Source organism: Butyrivibrio sp. NATIVEDY162 (assembly GCF_045999815.1).
GTDB lineage: Bacteria > Bacillota > Clostridia > Lachnospirales > Lachnospiraceae > Butyrivibrio.
Genome location: NZ_CP172573.1, coordinates 605,220 through 623,211 on the forward strand (window position 1 = coordinate 605,220; position 17,992 = coordinate 623,211).

Annotated in this window: 14 protein-coding genes and 1 tRNA gene; all 15 read right to left on the reverse strand. The window is 38.8% G+C overall.

Translation table 11 applies throughout. The features are described from left to right. Positions 1-64: 64 nt before the first annotated feature. Positions 65-1,990 carry a diguanylate cyclase domain-containing protein gene (locus tag ACHCNF_RS02490; RefSeq protein ID WP_408071220.1) on the reverse strand — a complete coding sequence of 642 codons (1,926 nt, stop codon included), beginning with the start codon at positions 1,988-1,990 and terminating at the stop codon, positions 65-67. Positions 1,991-2,077: 87 nt separating this feature from the next. Beyond that, on the reverse strand, positions 2,078-3,022 hold the full coding sequence (locus tag ACHCNF_RS02495) for an ABC transporter permease (protein ID WP_408071221.1): 945 nt from the start codon (positions 3,020-3,022) through the stop codon (positions 2,078-2,080). Between the two features lie 5 nt (positions 3,023-3,027). Then, positions 3,028-4,347, reverse strand: coding sequence for an ATP-binding cassette domain-containing protein (locus tag ACHCNF_RS02500; RefSeq protein ID WP_408071222.1), 1,320 nt, complete (start codon positions 4,345-4,347; stop codon positions 3,028-3,030). A gap of 162 nt (positions 4,348-4,509) precedes the next feature. Beyond that, positions 4,510-5,424, reverse strand: a complete 915-nt coding sequence (locus tag ACHCNF_RS02505) for an HAD-IIA family hydrolase (protein WP_408071223.1) — start codon at positions 5,422-5,424, stop codon at positions 4,510-4,512. Positions 5,425-5,515: 91 nt separating this feature from the next. Next, positions 5,516-5,719, reverse strand: a complete 204-nt coding sequence (locus ACHCNF_RS02510; RefSeq protein WP_408071224.1) for a DUF6465 family protein — start codon at positions 5,717-5,719, stop codon at positions 5,516-5,518. A gap of 102 nt (positions 5,720-5,821) precedes the next feature. After that, entirely contained in the window at positions 5,822-6,502 is a 681-nt protein-coding gene (locus ACHCNF_RS02515; protein WP_408071225.1) for an LbetaH domain-containing protein, read from the reverse strand. Between the two features lie 13 nt (positions 6,503-6,515). Continuing rightward, the gene (locus tag ACHCNF_RS02520) at positions 6,516-8,600 is read right to left on the reverse strand and encodes a DNA topoisomerase (RefSeq protein ID WP_408071226.1); all 2,085 of its coding nucleotides are present in this window, start codon (positions 8,598-8,600) and stop codon (positions 6,516-6,518) included. After that, on the reverse strand, positions 8,593-9,972 hold the full coding sequence (locus ACHCNF_RS02525) for an ATP-binding protein (RefSeq protein WP_408071227.1): 1,380 nt from the start codon (positions 9,970-9,972) through the stop codon (positions 8,593-8,595). Before ACHCNF_RS02525 ends, ACHCNF_RS02520 begins: the two co-directional genes overlap by 8 nt. Before the next feature lie 32 nt (positions 9,973-10,004). Continuing rightward, the gene (gene asd, locus ACHCNF_RS02530; protein WP_408071228.1) at positions 10,005-11,090 is read right to left on the reverse strand and encodes an aspartate-semialdehyde dehydrogenase; all 1,086 of its coding nucleotides are present in this window, start codon (positions 11,088-11,090) and stop codon (positions 10,005-10,007) included. A gap of 39 nt (positions 11,091-11,129) precedes the next feature. After that, positions 11,130-12,539, reverse strand: a complete 1,410-nt coding sequence (argH, locus tag ACHCNF_RS02535; protein WP_408071229.1) for an argininosuccinate lyase — start codon at positions 12,537-12,539, stop codon at positions 11,130-11,132. A gap of 141 nt (positions 12,540-12,680) precedes the next feature. Further along, positions 12,681-12,753: transfer RNA gene (locus ACHCNF_RS02540), tRNA-Thr, on the reverse strand. Between the two features lie 73 nt (positions 12,754-12,826). Further along, a complete protein-coding gene (locus tag ACHCNF_RS02545) occupies positions 12,827-13,735 on the reverse strand; it encodes a mechanosensitive ion channel family protein (protein WP_408071230.1) in 909 nt (302 codons plus the stop codon). After that, positions 13,735-16,296: a 1,4-alpha-glucan branching protein GlgB gene (gene glgB, locus ACHCNF_RS02550; RefSeq protein ID WP_408071231.1), complete on the reverse strand. Its 2,562-nt coding sequence runs from the start codon at positions 16,294-16,296 to the stop codon at positions 13,735-13,737. Before glgB ends, ACHCNF_RS02545 begins: the two co-directional genes overlap by 1 nt. Before the next feature lie 100 nt (positions 16,297-16,396). After that, positions 16,397-16,834 carry a dUTP diphosphatase gene (dut, locus tag ACHCNF_RS02555; protein ID WP_408071232.1) on the reverse strand — a complete coding sequence of 146 codons (438 nt, stop codon included), beginning with the start codon at positions 16,832-16,834 and terminating at the stop codon, positions 16,397-16,399. Between the two features lie 196 nt (positions 16,835-17,030). Next, entirely contained in the window at positions 17,031-17,990 is a 960-nt protein-coding gene (locus ACHCNF_RS02560; RefSeq protein ID WP_408071233.1) for an ROK family protein, read from the reverse strand. Positions 17,991-17,992 lie beyond the last annotated feature (2 nt).

Genomic DNA, 17,992 nt, shown 5'->3' on the forward strand with positions numbered 1-17,992 from the left:
AAATTTTAAACAACCTCTATTATACTTCTTGGGAGCACATTTAACAATTGCTAAAACAAATTATTTAGTTTTCTTCGCCATGATGCTTTTTTTTCATTTCATACATTTTCTGGTCACTCTCAGACAAGCAGTCTTCAATTCGTGTGTGTTTCTCAAGAACTGTTTTATACCATCCGATTGACACACTCAACTTAAAAGGAAATGCACCCGATGCATTTCTTTTTTTCATGCCATTTTCTATTTTATCGGCAATTTCATCAGGAGAAATCTTTTTAGCAGGGAAAACCACCAAAAATTCATCTCCGCCTGTTCTGGCACATAATCCGTTTTCAGGGCATTTTTTCTTAATTATCTTGGCAGCAGCAGAAATAGCAAGATCACCAGCTTCATGTCCCAGTTCATCATTTATTTTTTTCAAGCCGTCCAGGTCCAGTGTCATAAATGCAATCTCTTCTTTAGACCTGATCCATTCATTTATGTTTTGCGACACAAAAGAATCAAAGCCTCTTCTATTGCTGAGTTTCGTCATAAAATCAGTAAGACTCTTCTGTTTTGACTGTTCAAGAAGGCATTTTAACTCAGCAGCCATAAAATGTTTATTTAATGCCAGAGAGATATTTAAAAGATAATCAAAATAATACTGATCTACGGTGTCATTTAGGCTCTCAAATTCTGAAATAGCAAATCCAAGGCAGTTTGTACTGTCATGCAAAAGTGAAAAATACACTGTTCTTGGTTTCTCATTTTCAAAATCATCAAGAAGCATGGAATTGTCAGTTCTTATTTTCTTTGTATTTTCAGGAAGTCTTATTCCATCTCTGTACCCAAAAATCTGCTCAACTTCATCAGTGATATTCTCTTTAAAGTCCCTTCCACCGTTTTCGTTGTCACGACCGGATAAAAAAATGTAGAAAGACTTATGTTTCATAACTACGTTTACATTTTTCTGTATGGTATCAAGTAGCTCATCCAATGTATTACAACCATCAAGGCCAATCTGAAACATTGTCTGGTTATGAGGCTGTCCAAGCAGATGACTCATTCTCTCATAGTACTGATTAAGCTGTTGCTGATATGCCACGACCACCTCTTCACCATTGCAGCCGCAGCTCTCTCTATACATAATTTTTGCAGGCACCATGTTTCCGGCTTTTACATATTGCTTATTTATAAGTCTATCTGCCAGATCAATTGTGCTTGTAGTCATATTCTCTAAATCAACGCTTATAGTTGTAAGTGTAGGGTGATATTCCACAGCCTCTGCTATATCGTCAACACCTGTGATTATAAGATCAGAGGGAATATCAAGTCCGTGTTCTATTGCAGTATTACAAAGAGCTCTGGCCATGTGATCATTTGCGCAGATAACTGCCTGGGGAATGTGGTCAGGATCCGAAAAAAAGAATTTAAAAGCTTCTTCGCCTTTAAATCTCCACATATCGCCATGGAAAATAAAATTATCATAGATGGTAAGTCCCCTTAACTCCATGGCCTTCTTATACACAGCAAGTCTCTCATTGCTGTCATAATGATACTCATAGCCCGCCATAAATGCGATATTTTCGCAATGATGATAATCAACAAGATGGTTGACAATATTTAAAACTGCTTCATTGGCATTACTTGTTATACTGTAAAAATCCTTATATTTTTCCCTGAAACTGATGACAGGACAAGTCGCTCTTTTTCTGATTTCATCTTCAAGCTTCTGTCTTATGGATTCCTTATCGAATGTGTCAAAGGCGACAATGATCGCATCAAGAAACTCTATTGGTGCAAACTCTATCATCTTTTCATTCATTTTGTTAAAGTCACTCTCATCATCTATGACTTCAAAGGTCATAAAAAATATAATATTGTAATCTTTCTTTCGTGCAGCACGTGACAGAGAACTGCAAAATCTTTTCTGAAACCTTTCCTCCGAACAGTTAAAAAATACTCCGATATTCTTTTTCCTTTTTGATGATTCCATTTCCAGTTCAGCCCCCATAACAGTATTACTCCACCACTTTTTTGTCACCGGAGTAAAGCTATATTTTATATATATTTTAGAATAATATCTAAAAAACCGAAAGCACTACCGCTTATCTTTATCTATAAATTCAAGTATTACAACAGCAATAAAAACATAAATAAGTGTCCATATTATAAGACAGTTCCAACATTTGTATACAACGTCTTTACTAAAGGCATATTCCTCATTTTGATTCTGCTGAGCAGTCTTTATCAAAATGTCATCACGCATATCGTTATCCTCAATGTATTTAAATATCTCAAGCAGAGGCTTTTGTCCGTCAATTTCGACGTTCTTCATTTTAAGTGCATTATTCCATATGCTCACCATGGGGAGTGAGTTGTAGTCCCCCTGAGCACAAAGTGCAGTAAGTCCCCATTTTGTAGCTGTAAGATTCGTAAACGGCATCGCCTGCTTAGGCAGATTAAAAAAGGCACCTGAAAAAAGCAACTGTACGATCAAGACAAATGGCATGACAGTCATGGCTGAAGTTGTTGTCCTTGCGCTTGCGGAAATCAAAAGTGCAAGCATATCAGCACAATATGTTATAAGAAACAGAGTTATGCCAACATCCACAAGAGGCCAGTTTGTAATAAGGCTTTTGGCCGGCATCTGCACATTCATTGATGAAAATATAAAAATAATGATTATCGCCTGTGCTATGCAGAGAACAGCCTGATAAATCATGTGCGCCGCAACATAAGAAGTAATATGAAGCCCTGATCTGTGATCTCTTTTTACAATTGCCCGCTCACGGCATATTACCTGTATGGAGTTAAAAAAGCCATTCCAGATACAAATACAAGACACAGCAAAGCTTCCCATTAAAGTTCCTTCCATCGTCTTGTACAGATTCTGTCCCACGGAAAAAGCAACAAGTCCTGCTATGATTGCAGACATGGGAAGTACCTTCCAGTCATTCTGAAAAAGGAACATTCTAAACAATTTTCCAAGATAAATAACAGTCTGTAAAAAACGGCCCGTATGTCTAGCCCTTCTTTTTCTCATAATGCTCACCCCACTTTCCCCTTCATAAGTTCGGCATACTTCTCGACAAATTCTTCTGCTCTGCCTTCTCCACCAACTTCTATGGGGTTAATTTCCATAAGAATTTCCTCCATAGAGTTTCTTCCAAAGAACTCATAAGACTCTTTAATCCCACCATAAAATGCAAGCCTTCCGGTTCTTGTCTTATCCTTAATCAAAACAATGACCTCATCAAAAAGATCTACAACTCTGTCAGGGGTATGAGTTATAACAATTACGATCTTACCTTCATCTGCAATTGCTCTAAGCTTCTGAAAAAGACTTCTTGCAACAACACCGTCAAGTCCTGAATCCGGTTCATCCAGAATAAATAATGTCGGATCTGAAATAAACTCCATAGCTATGGAAACTCTTTTTTTCTGTCCGCCTGAAAGCTGGTCCACCAGATTGTTCTTAACTGCAGTAAGTCCAAACTGATCAAGCACTTTATTAATTCTTTCCATTCTCTCTGCAAACGGAATGTTTGCGGGAAGTCTCAGAGCAGCCGCATCTGCAAGGGTCAATGTAACAGTATCATTACCCCTTACAAGATCCTGCTGCGGAACAAATCCCACATCATAAAGGATTTTCCCATAGTCTTCATATACATCCAGATCTCCAAGCTTTATGCTTGCATCAGCCTTTTCATACCCTGTAATTGCATTTAAAAAGGTTGTTTTTCCTGCTCCTGAGCCGCCAAGAAGCAGAACCATATGCCCTTTGGGAATAGTCATATGAATATCCTTCAGAAGAGTTTTCTTTTTAAAATAAAAATATGAGGTCTTCTCCTTTATATTGACTGTAAGGCCATCATCAATTGCACTAACATCCTCTTCAAGGCCCTTTACACCCTCGGAATCCGGAACAATATTTACTTTTTTAACCGGCATGAATTTATCGGAGAATCCCCAGATAAGAGCAACAACAGGCTCAAAAAATATGAATCCCAAAATCCATTTTTTTGCTTTCCCAAACACCTTTATGAGCCCCATTTGAATTCTGAAAAGATATATAAATAAGCCAATTGAAAGCGCAAGATATATAATCGAAAGTATCAGAGAAAAATTAAAATTATTACCATCAGTGAGCTCAATTGCTATTGTTATGCAATAGGAAAAAAAGGCCATTATGGAATATGTTCTTCCTTCCTCCTCCATATCAGCACACAGACCTATTTGATATTCTCTTGCCACCGGAACAAATGCCCACACAGATTTAGCACCACATTTTTGAAATATTTTCCAATAGCCTATAGAGATAACAATATATTTTACAATGAGCCCTATGTCTTTTAGAAAATCAAACATATATCTTCCCCCTCATATTTGTTTTGACACTACCACATAAGAACCGTTTAATTTAATATTAATGAAATATTATAAAAAAAGGAATATGCACATAGAACATATTCCTTAAACTTTTTTATGAAAAATAACCACAAATAAAAATCAGCATTCAGATGAAGGTGTTTAATCAAGAATGCTTGCGAGCTCTGCAACATTATCAAGCGTATAATCAGGTTTTTTCTCCATTTCCGCTATCTCGTTTTCCTTACACTCGCCGGATAAAACGCAAACAGAAACAGCACCTGCGTTTTGAGCTACAGCGATATCCGTATACAGTCTGTCTCCAACACAGCATATTTTTTCATTTGGAATACCTTTCATGGCAGATATTATATCAACCATTTTACGATTGGGCTTTCCAATATATCTAGGCTCTTTGCCTGTAGATGCAGTAAGAAGGGCACATATACTCCCGCAGTCAGGAAGCACCTCGCCTTTAGGCATAGGGCATACCCAGTCAGGATTAGCTGCAATAAAAACTGCATCTTTTCTTAAAAAATGTACCGCAAGATCAAGATCCCGATAAACAAGTTCTGTATCAAATCCCACGCATACGACAGGTATATTCTCGCTTAAATCAAGGTATTCTCTTAGGGCTTTAGAATCCCTGATCCCCGAACACCCATAACTGCAATTTGTCAAAAAATCAGCATTATCATAGTCTTGTGCATTAAAAACTTTTAACCCGGCATTTTTAAGTTCATTATAAAAAGTACCTGTACCGACAACAAATATATATCTGTCAGAAAATCTAAGCCTCAAAAACTCAGCAGTAGCCATACCTGAAGTGTAGATATTTTCAGCTTCACAGGGAAATCCCATTCCCTGTAATCTCGTTATATAATCATCACCCGATCTGGATGAGTTATTTGTAAGATAAATATATTTCTTTCCGAGTTTGTCAAGCGTATGTATAAAATCTATAGCTCCGTCAAATACATCATCTCCCAGGTATAATGTTCCATCCATATCCAATAGAAATAGTTCACAGTTTTTTAGTATGTTCAAATCCTTTTGTAAGGATAATTCTTTATTCATATTGCAATGTAAATCCTTATATTCAATACTTAAATTTATTACTGAAAAAGAAAGCCCCAGGCATAAACCTGAGGCCCCGTAAAAACACAAATTAAAGATCGATACTGCCTGTCATCTTGTTATTTACTACATAATAAGCCTTATTTTCTTCAGGCTTAACGTAAAGCTCAAGATTTTTAGCACCCTTGACACCATATTCTGCTTCGTAAGCTGCCTTTGCTCTCTCAACAAGATCATCTGAAGAGATACTTTTATCAGCATACTGAAGCTCGATTTTTGTCTTAATAGCTGCCATAACAATTTCCTCCTCGTAAAAATTTCATAAAAACTTTTAATGATTATAATACTGTTATATAGTATTCGTCAAATAGTTAATCGTCTTTGACAGCCTTAAATGTCAGTCTTCCTGCTTTTTAACAATGATGCCCTTATCTTTATAAATATGGCCTGCAGGTACACATCCCCTAACTGAAGAAAGCGGATAAATGTTGCTTTCACGCCCAATAACAGTTCCCGGATTAAGGATGCTTCCGCAGCCAACCTCCACATTGTCACCAAGCATAGCGCCAACCTTTTTAAGGCCTGTCTCAACTTTATCATCTGTACCGTTCTTTATAACAACAAGTTTTTTATCTGATTTAACATTGGATGTAATGGAGCCGGCACCCATATGTGATTTAAATCCAAGAATTGAATCACCAACATAGTTATAATGAGGAACCTGAACCTTGTTGAACAGAATAACATTCTTAAGCTCAGTTGAATTACCTACTACAGCACCCTTTCCAACAATAGCGCTTCCTCTGATAAATGCTCCCGGTCTTATCTCCGCATCCTCATCAATAATGCAAGGTCCAGCGATATAAGAGTTGGTTCTTGATAAAAACTTTGCACTTTTGGCAATCCAGATGTCTTCTCCGACCTTTTCAAATTTATCCTCAGGTAAGGTTTTACCGAGTTCTACGATAAACTCCTTTATCTTGGGCAAAACCTCCCAGGGATAAGTAACTCCCTTAAAAATGTCAGCTGCAATTGTCTCATTTAAATCATATAAATTACTGATTGAATATTCCTGCATGGTATTTCCTTCCTTACTGTTTCTTTGCTTTCTTTCCTGCTGATTTTTTCGCAGGAGCCTTTTTATAATATTGTGCCGAGGCCATAAAGAACCTCTGCATATGTGATCTCATATCATTCTGCTTTACATAGTTGGTTCTTCTCGTGATGAAATCTGTGAGCTTTTTCATGTACTCATCTTCTGATATCTCACCCTGTTCAACCTGAGTAAGTCCCTTCTCCCAGCTTGCTGTCAGCGATGGGTTAAGCATAGGCTTCATGGAAACGAAGACTGTATCATATATCATCTCCCCCATCTGTGTGGGTGTAATTATCTGAGTTTTCTTATTAAGCTCAAGATATCTGTTTTTAACAAGCTTATCAAGAATTCCGGCTCTTGTTGCACTTGTACCGATTCCTGATCCCTTAATCTGAGATCTGAGTTCTTCATCTTCAATAAACTGTCCTGCATTCTCCATTGTAAGGATCAGAGTTCCTGAGTTGTAACGCTTGGGAGGAGTAGTCTCGCCCTCCTTAATAGAAGCAGATGTCAGATCAATCTCATCACCCTTCTTAAGCTTGGAAAGAGCTTCAAAAAGCCCCTCATCTGCTGCAGCATCCTCAGCATCATTTTCAGATTTATCATCCTTGTTATCCTCTTTATCACTTTCGTCCTTCTTTTTACTGAAGGAATAGTCCATGACATGAAGATATCCCTTAGAGCTAAGTAGTTTGAATCCGGCAAAGAAATGTTCTTCAAACTGAGGATCCAATGTGGGTATCACCATCTCCATCTTAATCTTTGAATACTGGGCAGCAGGATAAAACACAGCTAGAAATCTTCTTACTATTATCTCATAAACCTTGGCTGCAGTAGGACTTAGCGAACTTATTGAAGAAAGCCCCTGGCCTGTTGGAATTATGGCATAGTGGTCAGTAATAGCTTTATCATTTACATATCTTGTTTTAGCTATTCCCTTGTAGGACTCATGCTGAAGTATTGATTTTGCAAATATGGATGCAGGCTCGTAGGCAGTAAGTCCCTTTATGTTCTTATCGATTTCCTTCGAGATAGCTGTGCTAAGCACTCTGGCATCCGTTCTGGGATAAGTGGTGAGCTTTTTCTCATAAAGCTCCTGTGCTATAGCCAGAGTCTGATTCGGGTCAATCTTAAAAAACTTTGAGCAGTCATTTTGCAGCTCCGCCAGATTATATAATAGCGGTGGATTTTTTGTCTCCTTTTTCTTTTCAAGAAGAACAATCTTAGCTTTTACAGGCAGTTGTCCAAAGGACTCTATAAGAGCCTTTGCGGATTTTTCTTCTTTGAAGCCCTTTTCGCTATATAATTCAAACGAACCATTATACTTACTTTTTTCCTGAACACGCCACTCGGCAGAAATGCTTTTATCAGCTAAAAAAAAGTCACCAAGAACTCTGTAGAAAGGGGTCTTAACAAAATTCCTTATTTCCCTCTCTCTATCAACAACAATGCCAAGTACACAGGTCATAACGCGGCCAACGGCTACAACGCATTTATCTAGTCCAAGAAAAGTTCTGATGGAATAACCATAACGAAGAGTCAACGCTCTTGAAAAGTTAATACCCATCAGATAGTCTTCCTTAGCCCTCAGATATGCCGCAGCTCCAATGTTGTCATACTCGCTGTCATCCTTAGCTTCACGTATTCCTCTTAGAATTTCTTCCTCAGTTTGTGAATCTATCCAGACTCGTTTCTTAACTTTGCCGGTTACCTTGGCCTCCTGATCAACAAGCCTGTAAATATACTCTCCTTCACGTCCTGAGTCGGTACATATATATATTGTATCCACATCTTCTCGTGTAAGCAGTCCCTTAACTATATTAAATTGCTTGGCACTCTGTGGAATAATTTCGTACTTAAATTGAGACGGAATAAATGGAATTGTGTTCAATGACCATTTGGCCATTTTCTCATCATACACCTCAGGATAACTCATCGTCACCAGATGTCCTACACACCAGGTGACGATGGCTTCTTCAGATTCCATATATCCGTCTTTATTAGAAAAATTATATTTTAATGCAGCGCCGAAAGCCCTTGCAACGCTTGGCTTCTCGGCAATAAAAACGCTTTTAGGCATTCATCATTTCTTCCAATTCTATAAGTTTGATGGACGCTTCTTTCGCAGCAAGCTCTTTTAGGCCATCTGTGAAGCCTTTTGAAGAGAATAGATAATAATAATCAGGATTGATTCTTGCCTTCTTACAGCAATTTCTGATTTTCTCAATAGCCCCAACGTCCATCAATTCGTTCCAGTAACATGCTCCAACAAGAGTATCACCGGATTCGCTCTGGGCTACAATATCAAGAGAATCTATTTTGCCAACCCATTCTCCTTCCTCATCAATCTTGAAGGGGAGCCTACCATATTCAGAAAGTTTCACAACATATTCCCTGCAGACAGCTTTATAAGCAGATGACACATATTCATCAAGACCATCTGCTATCATTGTATCGAAATACTCCTCGGCATCAAGCCTTATGATCTGAGTGATATTCGCATAGAAGAATCTATAGAAAAAGTGAGCAAGCGGATCACAAATTCTATATACACCCTTCTGAACATTCTCATGGCCGGTGGTTGCAAAGGAATAAACCTTCTCAACCATTCCCAGCTCGATAAGGCTCTTTAAATATACCATTATCTTTGCTCTGGAAAAACCGGTAGCATGATGAATATCATTCAATTTATTCTTACCATTGGCAAGTCCAAACATAATAGTGTTGTAAACAGCTGTTTCTCTGAGATTTTCTTCAAGAGTTTTAAAGGTTTCTCTAAGAAGGACACTGTTCCATGCGTCAAGAAATTTATCGCAAACATTCTCTTTAAATGTTTTTTTATCATCAAAATAATTCCACAATCTGGCATTACCGCCAAAAATAGAATATGTGCAAATAACATCCTCGTCGCTCATGTTGGAAAATCGTTTTCTCATCTCCTGGAAAGAATAAGGTTTAATCTTCAGGAAGCCTGAAATATTTGCTGCCTGTGCCCCTATCTTTTCTACCATGCTGTTCTCGATCCAGGCTGCATTTGCCCCCATAAGAACAACCATTATCTGAGGATGGTTATTCCTATAGATGACCGAGCTTATCTCCTCAATAAATCCCGGAGAAGCCTTAATAATATCCTCAAAGTTTTCAACAAATACAACAAGAGGCTTATTAAGATCAACAGCATATTTCTCGATTGCTTCAGTAATCTCTTTATAGCTTGGATATTCAGAAACCTCATATCCTTTTTTTCTAATAGCATCCCCAATTAAATACTGCTGCAATCTTTCAGAAGCAGGACAAGCACAATAATACAGATAATCTTTTCCTTCCGAGAAGGCTGTAATTACTGTGGCACTACCTGTACGGATATGACCATATACAATAACAATCTGATTATCTCCGGTATTATAATACTCATTCAGTGCATCCAATTCCTGAACCTTTGTTTTTTCCATATGTTTTCCTCACCCCAAAATAATATGTCTTATCACTTCTTGCTGATATAGCCGAGTGCTTTAAGGAGTTCAGCACATTCAACGGCGCCACCAGCAGCACCTCTAAGTGTATTATGAGAAAGTCCGACAAACTTCCAATCATAGACAGTATCCTCACGAAGGCGTCCGATACTTACGCCCATACCTCCCTCATAATTGACATCCAGAGACACCTGAGGACGATTATCCTCCTCAAGATACTGGATAAACTGCTTGGGAGCGCTTGGTAAACCAAGCTCCTGAGGCTTACCGCTAAAATTCACAAGACACTTAATAAGTTCATCTTTTGTAGCTTTCTTCTTAAATTTTACAAAAGCTGCGGCCGTATGTCCATACAAAACTGGAACTCTTATACATTGACATGTAATAATTGGACTCTTAGCAGGTACAATCACGCCATTTTCAATTGTTCCCCAAATTCTGAGGGGCTCTTTTTCACTCTTTTCCTCTTCACCGGAGATAAAGGGAATGATATTTCCTTCCATTTCAGGCCATTCTTTGAAATTTTTTCCTGCACCGGAAATAGCCTGATAAGTTGTTGCTACAACCTCATAGGGCTCAAATTCTCTCCATGCTGAAAGGGCGGGAGCATAGCTCTGAATTGAGCAGTTAGGCTTAACCGCAATAAATCCCTTTGTAGTACCAAGTCTCTTTTTCTGGAACTCGATTACATCAGCATGCTGAGGGTTAACCTCCGGAATGATCATAGGAACGTCGGGAGTCCATCTGTGAGCACTGTTGTTAGAAACTACGGGAGTTTCTGTCTTTGCATATTCTTCCTCTATAGCCTTGATCTCATCCTTTGACATGTTCACTGCAGAGAGAACAAAGTCAACATCCTTTGTAACTTCTTCTACATTTGTTACATCCTTGATCACAAGCTTCTTAACAGCTTCAGGCATGGGAACTTCCATCTTCCATCTGTCGCCTACTGATTCTTCATAAGTCTTGCCTGCACTTCTGGGACTGGCTGCAACTACAGCAACCTCAAACCACGGATGATTCTCAAGAATTGTAATAAATCTCTGACCAACCATACCTGTTGCACCAAGAACTGCTACTTTTAATTTCTCGCTCATTTTTTCACTCTCCTCTTTTTATATAAACTTTTAAATATCTCACTCTGTTTTAAAGCTGTCCGTGCCTGTCCAAAAAGCTCTTAATCTCTTATCATTTCTGGCAATTGCCTTCTCCATGGCTTTTGGTCCGGGAGCTCCGGTGGTAAGCCTTTTTTCAACACAGGTCTTAAGGCTTATTGCATCATATATATCTTCATCGAACTCAGAAGCAAATGCCTTTAGCTCACTGATGGAAAGATCAGATATTCCACATTCCTTTTCAATGCATTGCAAAACTATTTTTCCTATAATACCATGAGCATCCCTAAATGGTACACCTTTATTAACAAGATAATCAGCAGCATCTGTTGCGTCGGTAAAACCTCTTATGGCACTTTTGGCCATCTGATCCTTGTTAAAATGCATTGTTCTGAGCATATCTGTAAATAAAACAAGGCAGCTCTTCACAGTATCTATTGCATCAAAGCTAAGCTCCTTATCCTCCTGCATATCCTTATCATACGCAAGCGGAATCCCTTTCATGGTCACAAGCAGAGAATTCAGGGCTCCATAAACTCTTCCTGTCTTACCTCTTACCAGCTCTGCTATATCAGGATTCTTTTTCTGCGGCATTATGCTGCTTCCTGTTGAGTATGCATCATCAATGGTAACAAAATTATATTCATTTGAATTCCATATGATTACTTCTTCCGAAAATCTGGAAAGATGCATCATGATCATAGACAGTGAAGATAAAAATTCTATCAGATAATCCCTGTCAGAAACAGAGTCCATACTATTGAACGTCGGTCCTGTAAAGTGAAGAAGCTCTGCAGTATATTCTCTGTCGAGCGGATATGTAGTACCGGCAAGAGCGCCACTTCCAAGAGGACAAAAATTAAGTCTGGTAAATACATCCATTAATCTTTGTGAATCTCTGTAGAACATCTCAAAGTAAGCACCTAAATGATGAGCAAGTGTAACAGGCTGCGCTTTTTGCAGATGAGTAAATCCCGGCAAGTAAGTACCCAGATTGTCCTTCATGATATTGTTTAATGTATCAAGCATATCATACAGTGCATTGGCAGTATTCTTTACTTCTTCTCTGATATAAAGTCTCATATCAAGAGCAACCTGATCGTTCCTTGATCTGCCCGTATGCATTTTTTTACCGGCATCCCCTATTCTGTCTATAAGGTTAGCCTCAAGAAAACTGTGTATATCCTCATACTTATCCGTAATCTCAAGCTTGCCATCCTCAACATCCTTAATTATTGAAGTAAGCCCGTCAATTATGGAATCACGTTCCTCATCAGTTATGATGCCCTGCTTTGCAAGCATTGTCACATGAGCTTTACTCCCCTGAACATCCTGCCTGATAAGTCTTTTGTCGAAATATATGGACGCATTGAACTTCCACGCCAGTTCATTTATTTCGCCTTCAAACCTTCCACCCCATAGCTGCGCCATAGCAATTCTCCTTTTTGAATGCATGTATACAATTTTTTATAAATATTACTTTAACTTATCATAGTGTTAAAGTGAATTCAAGTTATGAGAATATAGAAAACTCGTGGAAATAACCACGAGTTTTGTAAAGTTTTATTAAAAAGCTGGAAAAGGGACTTGAACCCTCGACCTACTGATTACGAATCAGTTGCGCTACCAACTGCGCTATTCCAGCAAATATCTGTGCACCAAAAAGGCACAGATATCATTATACTTATTTGCCTCAACTTTGACAAGCAAAAAAACAATCATTTCATGTGAACATCCATTTGAGGATAAGGTATTTCTACGCCCTCCTTATCAAATGCCTTCTTTAAGGCTTCGTTCATTGACCATTTTGCTTTGGGATAATCAGAAGGTTTAACCCAGCCTCTGACTCTCAGGTTAACACTGCTGTCTGCCAGTTCATCAACATAAACTGTTTTTTCGTATTTATCAGATATAAATTCATTTGCATCAAGAACTCTTGTCGCAACAGCTCTCGCTTTATCTATATCAGCACTGTACGAAATTCCGATCATAGTATCCAGAATCCTCATGGTATTACCATTATTGTTGGTAATGGTAGCCGAGGCAAGTGTACCATTCGGTACAACTATTCTTCTGTAGTCAGCAGTAAGCATTCTTGTGTTAATGAGGGATATTTCGGTTACAGAGCCCTCTATTCCTGCTCCGTTTACAACGATATAATCTCCCACTCTAAATGGCTTTGCCAGCAAAATAAGGATTCCGCCTGCAAAATTTGAAAGTGTTCCCTGAACTGCAAGACCAATGGCAACACCTGCTGAACCAAGGAGAGCCACTATACTTGCCGTGTCCATTCCAAATGCGGCAGCAATCGAAAAAATCAGGAAAACATCAAGTGAAACCTTTACAACCTTAGCAAGAAATTTTACAGTGGCGTCTTCGATTTTTGTTTTTCTTAAAGACTTGTCAACTATACTTGTAATGCCGTTTATTACCTGCCACATTATTGCAAGTATGACTATGGCAAGTACAACCTTAACCAGCATTGCAAAAGCCTTATCCGGGAGATCCTTTAAGTAGTTTTGGATCACCCCGGGCTTTAAGTTTTCGTTTCCTGTTACCTCAGCTATGGTTTCAATAGCAGTTTCAGCAGTAGCAGTAAGCATCATAGGTGGTAACATGATATTCATTATTTATTTTCTTCCTTCTTTTCTGTAGTATTTTCTGTCTTTTTTGAAGACCCCTTCCTTGCAGTACCTGCAGCCTTCTTTGTTGCTCCGCTCTTGGAAGTCGTCTTCTTTGCAGTAGTCTTCTTTGACGAGGTTCCCGCAGAAGCCTTTGTAGTTTTCTTCTTTCCGGATATAGACTTAAGAGCTGCTTCTGAAACAATGCTTGAAATGCGTTCCTCTTCAATCTGTTCGTATTTCTTCTCTATAGCCTCTTCCTGTGCAGCAAGCTCTTTCTCATAGCGCTCATGCAGTTCTTTCAGAAGCTCAGCCTCTTCCTTTTCCTGCCTGTTCTTAAGCTCTCTTAAAGTTCTTTCACGCTCCTGCATCTTGTTATTTGCTTCTTCCTCACGGATCTTTCTGATTTTCTTCTCCTGTGTTGTATAAGGAGTATATGAGAAAATAGCAAGTGATGAGGATGCAACTTTTATCGGTATAGAATAAGGTCTTCCATCCGCCTCTGTAAATCCTGCTTCAATTCTTCCCGGATTAACCATTCCGCTTCCGCCGTAGCAGGTATCATCAGAGTTGAATATCTCATAATACTTACCATCTGCCGGAACACCAACCTCAAAGGTTCTGTCTACGCCGGCCATATTTACAACTATAACAAGCAGATCATTTTCAGATTCTCCCTTTCTCATAAATGACATCATGCATTCCTCTGCAGCCATGGAATTAATCCATTCAAATCCGCTGTCATTAATATCAATTTGGTGAAGGGCAGGCCTATTATAGTATATCTCATTAAGTGAATGGATCATGTTCTCAAGGAAAACAGCATTATCTATACTGAGTTCATTAGGATCCATATAAATCATCTTCTTACCGGGATGTGTCATAAGATATGATATGGCAAGTCTGACACCTGCCATCTTCTGTGCAGAATCACCTGGCATAAGATCATAAAGTCCTTCAAGCCCCTTGCCTATCTCCTCATGAGTAAAGGCGAGAACAAATCTCTCCGTATAACAATATACAAGTGAAAATGTCAATTCGTTATGGTTAACGGATCTGAATAGCGGATCATTTTGAATGTAATCCAAAAAGTCTTTTGTCCAGCCATTATTCCACTTATAGTCAAAGCCCAGACCGCCATCATCAATTTCACCAGTAACTCTGGGCCAGCATGAGGTTTCCTTGGTAAGTGTCAAAACTCCGGGATAAGCAGTCTTTACAACAGAGTTGAAATTACATAAAAAATCTTTTGCTTCAAGATTTTCATTGCCACCGTATATATTCGGAATCCACTGCCCCGGCTTTCTGTCATAATCAAGATAAAGGATCTTAGCTATATCAGCCACCCTTAATCCATCAAGGTGGAAGGTCTCAACCCAAAACAGAGCACTTGCAAGCAGGAAATTCGTAACCTGTTTTCTCCCAAAATCAAATATCAGATCACCTGTTCTGGGATGCACACCCATTCTCGGATCAGGATATTCGTAGAGCGCCTGTCCGTCGAAGGCATTAAGTCCACACTGAAGCTTAGGGAAAAATGTGGTAACAAAATCCATAATAACCCTGATACCTGCTTCATGCATAATATTTACAAATTTCATAAAGCCATCAGGAGTACCATACCGCTTCTGTATAGAAAAGAATCCGTTGATATGAAAAGGATGTCCTGGAATATGCTCCATAATAGGCTTTAACTCGATTGCATTAAAGCCGTGATCCTGAACGTATTCCAAAATGTCCCTTGCAAGCTCCTCATAATCAGGAACATGATTTTGATGTTTAGCAGCAAAGCTATCAAGTGAAAGTTCACAAATAGATAACGGATCAGTATCTCTCTTAAACTTTGTACGGTTCTTAATCCATGCAGCATCAGTCCACTTAATCTCTTTAATTGAAGTAACCTTGGATACTTCATTTTCCTTATCCTTAAATGCATAACCGTAAGGATCAGGTCTTTTGAAAGTAACTCCGCCCTTAGTTTTTATTTCAAACTGATAGCCGTCACCTTCCTTGGCCTCAGGAATAAATATCTCAAAAATGCCATCGTGATCAACACGCTGCATCTGATTTACTCTTCCGTCCCAGTCATTAAAGTCACCTATAACACTGACTCTTGCTGCATCCGGAGCCCATACCGCAAATGCACAGCCCATAACTCCATCAATCTCCATCAGGTGTGCTCCAAGCTTTTCATGGATAGTATAATGAATACCGCTATTGAACTTTATAAAGTCCTCTCTGTCCATTCTTGCAGAGAAATTATAGGGATCTATTATTTCCTTAACATCACCGTTTTCAAGTGTGATTCTGTATTTATACCTGAAATTTTCCTTGTAAGGAACAAGCACAGCATAAAAACCTGCTTCATCAGCCAGCTCCATCTTATACTTCTTTGTGCCCGAATCGGGAACAACTTCTATCTCAACTGCCATAGGATAAAAAGTCTGAATAAGAAGATTTGAGCCCACCTTGTGAGCTCCAAGGATTCGATGCGGATCATCTCCGTCAGAGTAGATAATCTCCTCAATTTCAGGCCAGTTCATAAGTTTATACAGCTTATTGTTCATAAATTCCCTCCGCATCTATGTTTTATTAAAAAATCACTCTTGTTATTATAACACTTTTAAATCTATTTGTTTACGAAAAAAAGGACGCTGCCTTTAGCAGTTATTGCTTTCCTGTTGAACCAAATCCACCTGCTCCACGCTCTGATTCGCCAAGCTCATCAGTTTCTTCAAATTCTACTGAAAGATAGGGCTGAATAATAATCTGAGCTATTCTCTCAGCGGGAGTAATTATACGTTCAATGTCAGAGTCATTATGAACGGCAACGATTATTTCTCCCCTATAATCAGAATCTACAACTCCAACACAATTTGCAGGTCTAAGTCCCTCTTTTGTAGCGATTCCACTTCTCGCATAGATTCCGCCGAAGTATCCATCAGGAATTTCCATAGCAAGTCCTGTGCCGATTTTGGCTGTAGTATGAGGCGCAATTTTGGTGTCTGCATCTACATTTGCATATAAATCATAGCCTGCAGCAGCAAAGCTTCCTCTTGTAGGCATGGTGGCAGTTTCACTAAGCTTTTTTATTTTTACTATCATTTTTGTTTTTCTCTCCTTTATTGTTTTCAATAGTCATTATATCAAATATCCGTTTGTAATATAAAAATATATATGCAAAAACCTGTATCCGATTACACTATTGCATTCAGATACAGGTCAGTCATATCATTTTACTACTATTATAGTTTTACGTGTGACAAAAAGCCCACATTATTGTATAAAGTCCAGGTTTTTATTACATATCTTCTATCATTGCAAGTGCACCGTAAATATTGGAATCATCTCCCAGTGCTGCTTTCTTAAGCTCGACAGTATTTCTGATCGAAGGCATACAATATCTGTCCACCTCTGCAAGAATCTTATCCATGAAGAAATCGCCTACAGCCTCCATAACCCCGCCGCCATATACAACAATATCAGGGCTTATGGTATTTATCATATTGCCTGTTGCGATAGCCAGGTAATGGCACGCCCTGTCAACTGCTTCCAGAGTTACAGTGTCCTTAGCAGCAATGGCCTTTTTCAGATTTTTACTCTTAAATACGCCATTCTCTATAGTATCGGCCAAAAGGTTCTTTCGTCCTCTTGCTGTTTGCTGCAATATATATGCACTCATTCCCTTCTTACTTGAGAATGCTTCAAGGCAGCCTCTTTGTCCGCATCCGCAGAGCGGACCTTCGGGATCAAGGATCATATGCCCATATTCTGCAGCCTTATATTTATTTCCCGTGAACATCTTGCCATCAAGAATAAGACCGCCGCCCATACCGGTTCCCACGAAAAATCCAACAACATTTTTATATCCTTTTGCAACGCCGTATTTCCATTCGCCAAGTACTCCGACATTTACATCATTGCCGATATAAAAAGGTATATCGAATTTTTTCTCAATAGATGACTTTATATCATAATCAGTCCATGGAAGATTAGGTGAAGTAAGGATAATTCCGGCTCCCTGGTCAATAACTCCGGGTGCTCCAGCTGCTATAGCCTTAATGTCCTTTTTTTTGATGCCGGATTCATTGATCATATCTTCAACGACGCTGATTATCATTTTCTCGACATTATCGACATCATCCCCTGCTTCCTTAGTCTTTTTCTTAAGTCTGTAAACAATATCCTTCTTTTCATCAAATATGGCACCAAGAATCTTGGTTCCGCCTATATCAAGACATAGATTATACTTACCGGACATTC

Bases quoted from the DNA above. Each gene is read 5' to 3' on its own strand.
- ACHCNF_RS02490 (WP_408071220.1), bottom strand. From the start codon at position 1,990: ATGGGGGCTGAACTGGAAATGGAATCATCAAAAAGGAAAAAGAATATC.
- ACHCNF_RS02495 (WP_408071221.1), bottom strand. From the start codon at position 3,022: ATGAGAAAAAGAAGGGCTAGACATACGGGCCGTTTTTTACAGACTGTT.
- ACHCNF_RS02500 (WP_408071222.1), bottom strand. From the start codon at position 4,347: ATGTTTGATTTTCTAAAAGACATAGGGCTCATTGTAAAATATATTGTT.
- ACHCNF_RS02505 (WP_408071223.1), bottom strand. From the start codon at position 5,424: ATGAATAAAGAATTATCCTTACAAAAGGATTTGAACATACTAAAAAAC.
- ACHCNF_RS02510 (WP_408071224.1), bottom strand. From the start codon at position 5,719: ATGGCAGCTATTAAGACAAAAATCGAGCTTCAGTATGCTGATAAAAGT.
- ACHCNF_RS02515 (WP_408071225.1), bottom strand. From the start codon at position 6,502: ATGCAGGAATATTCAATCAGTAATTTATATGATTTAAATGAGACAATT.
- ACHCNF_RS02520 (WP_408071226.1), bottom strand. From the start codon at position 8,600: ATGCCTAAAAGCGTTTTTATTGCCGAGAAGCCAAGCGTTGCAAGGGCT.
- ACHCNF_RS02525 (WP_408071227.1), bottom strand. From the start codon at position 9,972: ATGGAAAAAACAAAGGTTCAGGAATTGGATGCACTGAATGAGTATTAT.
- asd (WP_408071228.1), bottom strand. From the start codon at position 11,090: ATGAGCGAGAAATTAAAAGTAGCAGTTCTTGGTGCAACAGGTATGGTT.
- argH (WP_408071229.1), bottom strand. From the start codon at position 12,539: ATGGCGCAGCTATGGGGTGGAAGGTTTGAAGGCGAAATAAATGAACTG.
- ACHCNF_RS02545 (WP_408071230.1), bottom strand. From the start codon at position 13,735: ATGAATATCATGTTACCACCTATGATGCTTACTGCTACTGCTGAAACT.
- glgB (WP_408071231.1), bottom strand. From the start codon at position 16,296: ATGAACAATAAGCTGTATAAACTTATGAACTGGCCTGAAATTGAGGAG.
- dut (WP_408071232.1), bottom strand. From the start codon at position 16,834: ATGATAGTAAAAATAAAAAAGCTTAGTGAAACTGCCACCATGCCTACA.
- ACHCNF_RS02560 (WP_408071233.1), bottom strand. From the start codon at position 17,990: ATGTCCGGTAAGTATAATCTATGTCTTGATATAGGCGGAACCAAGATT.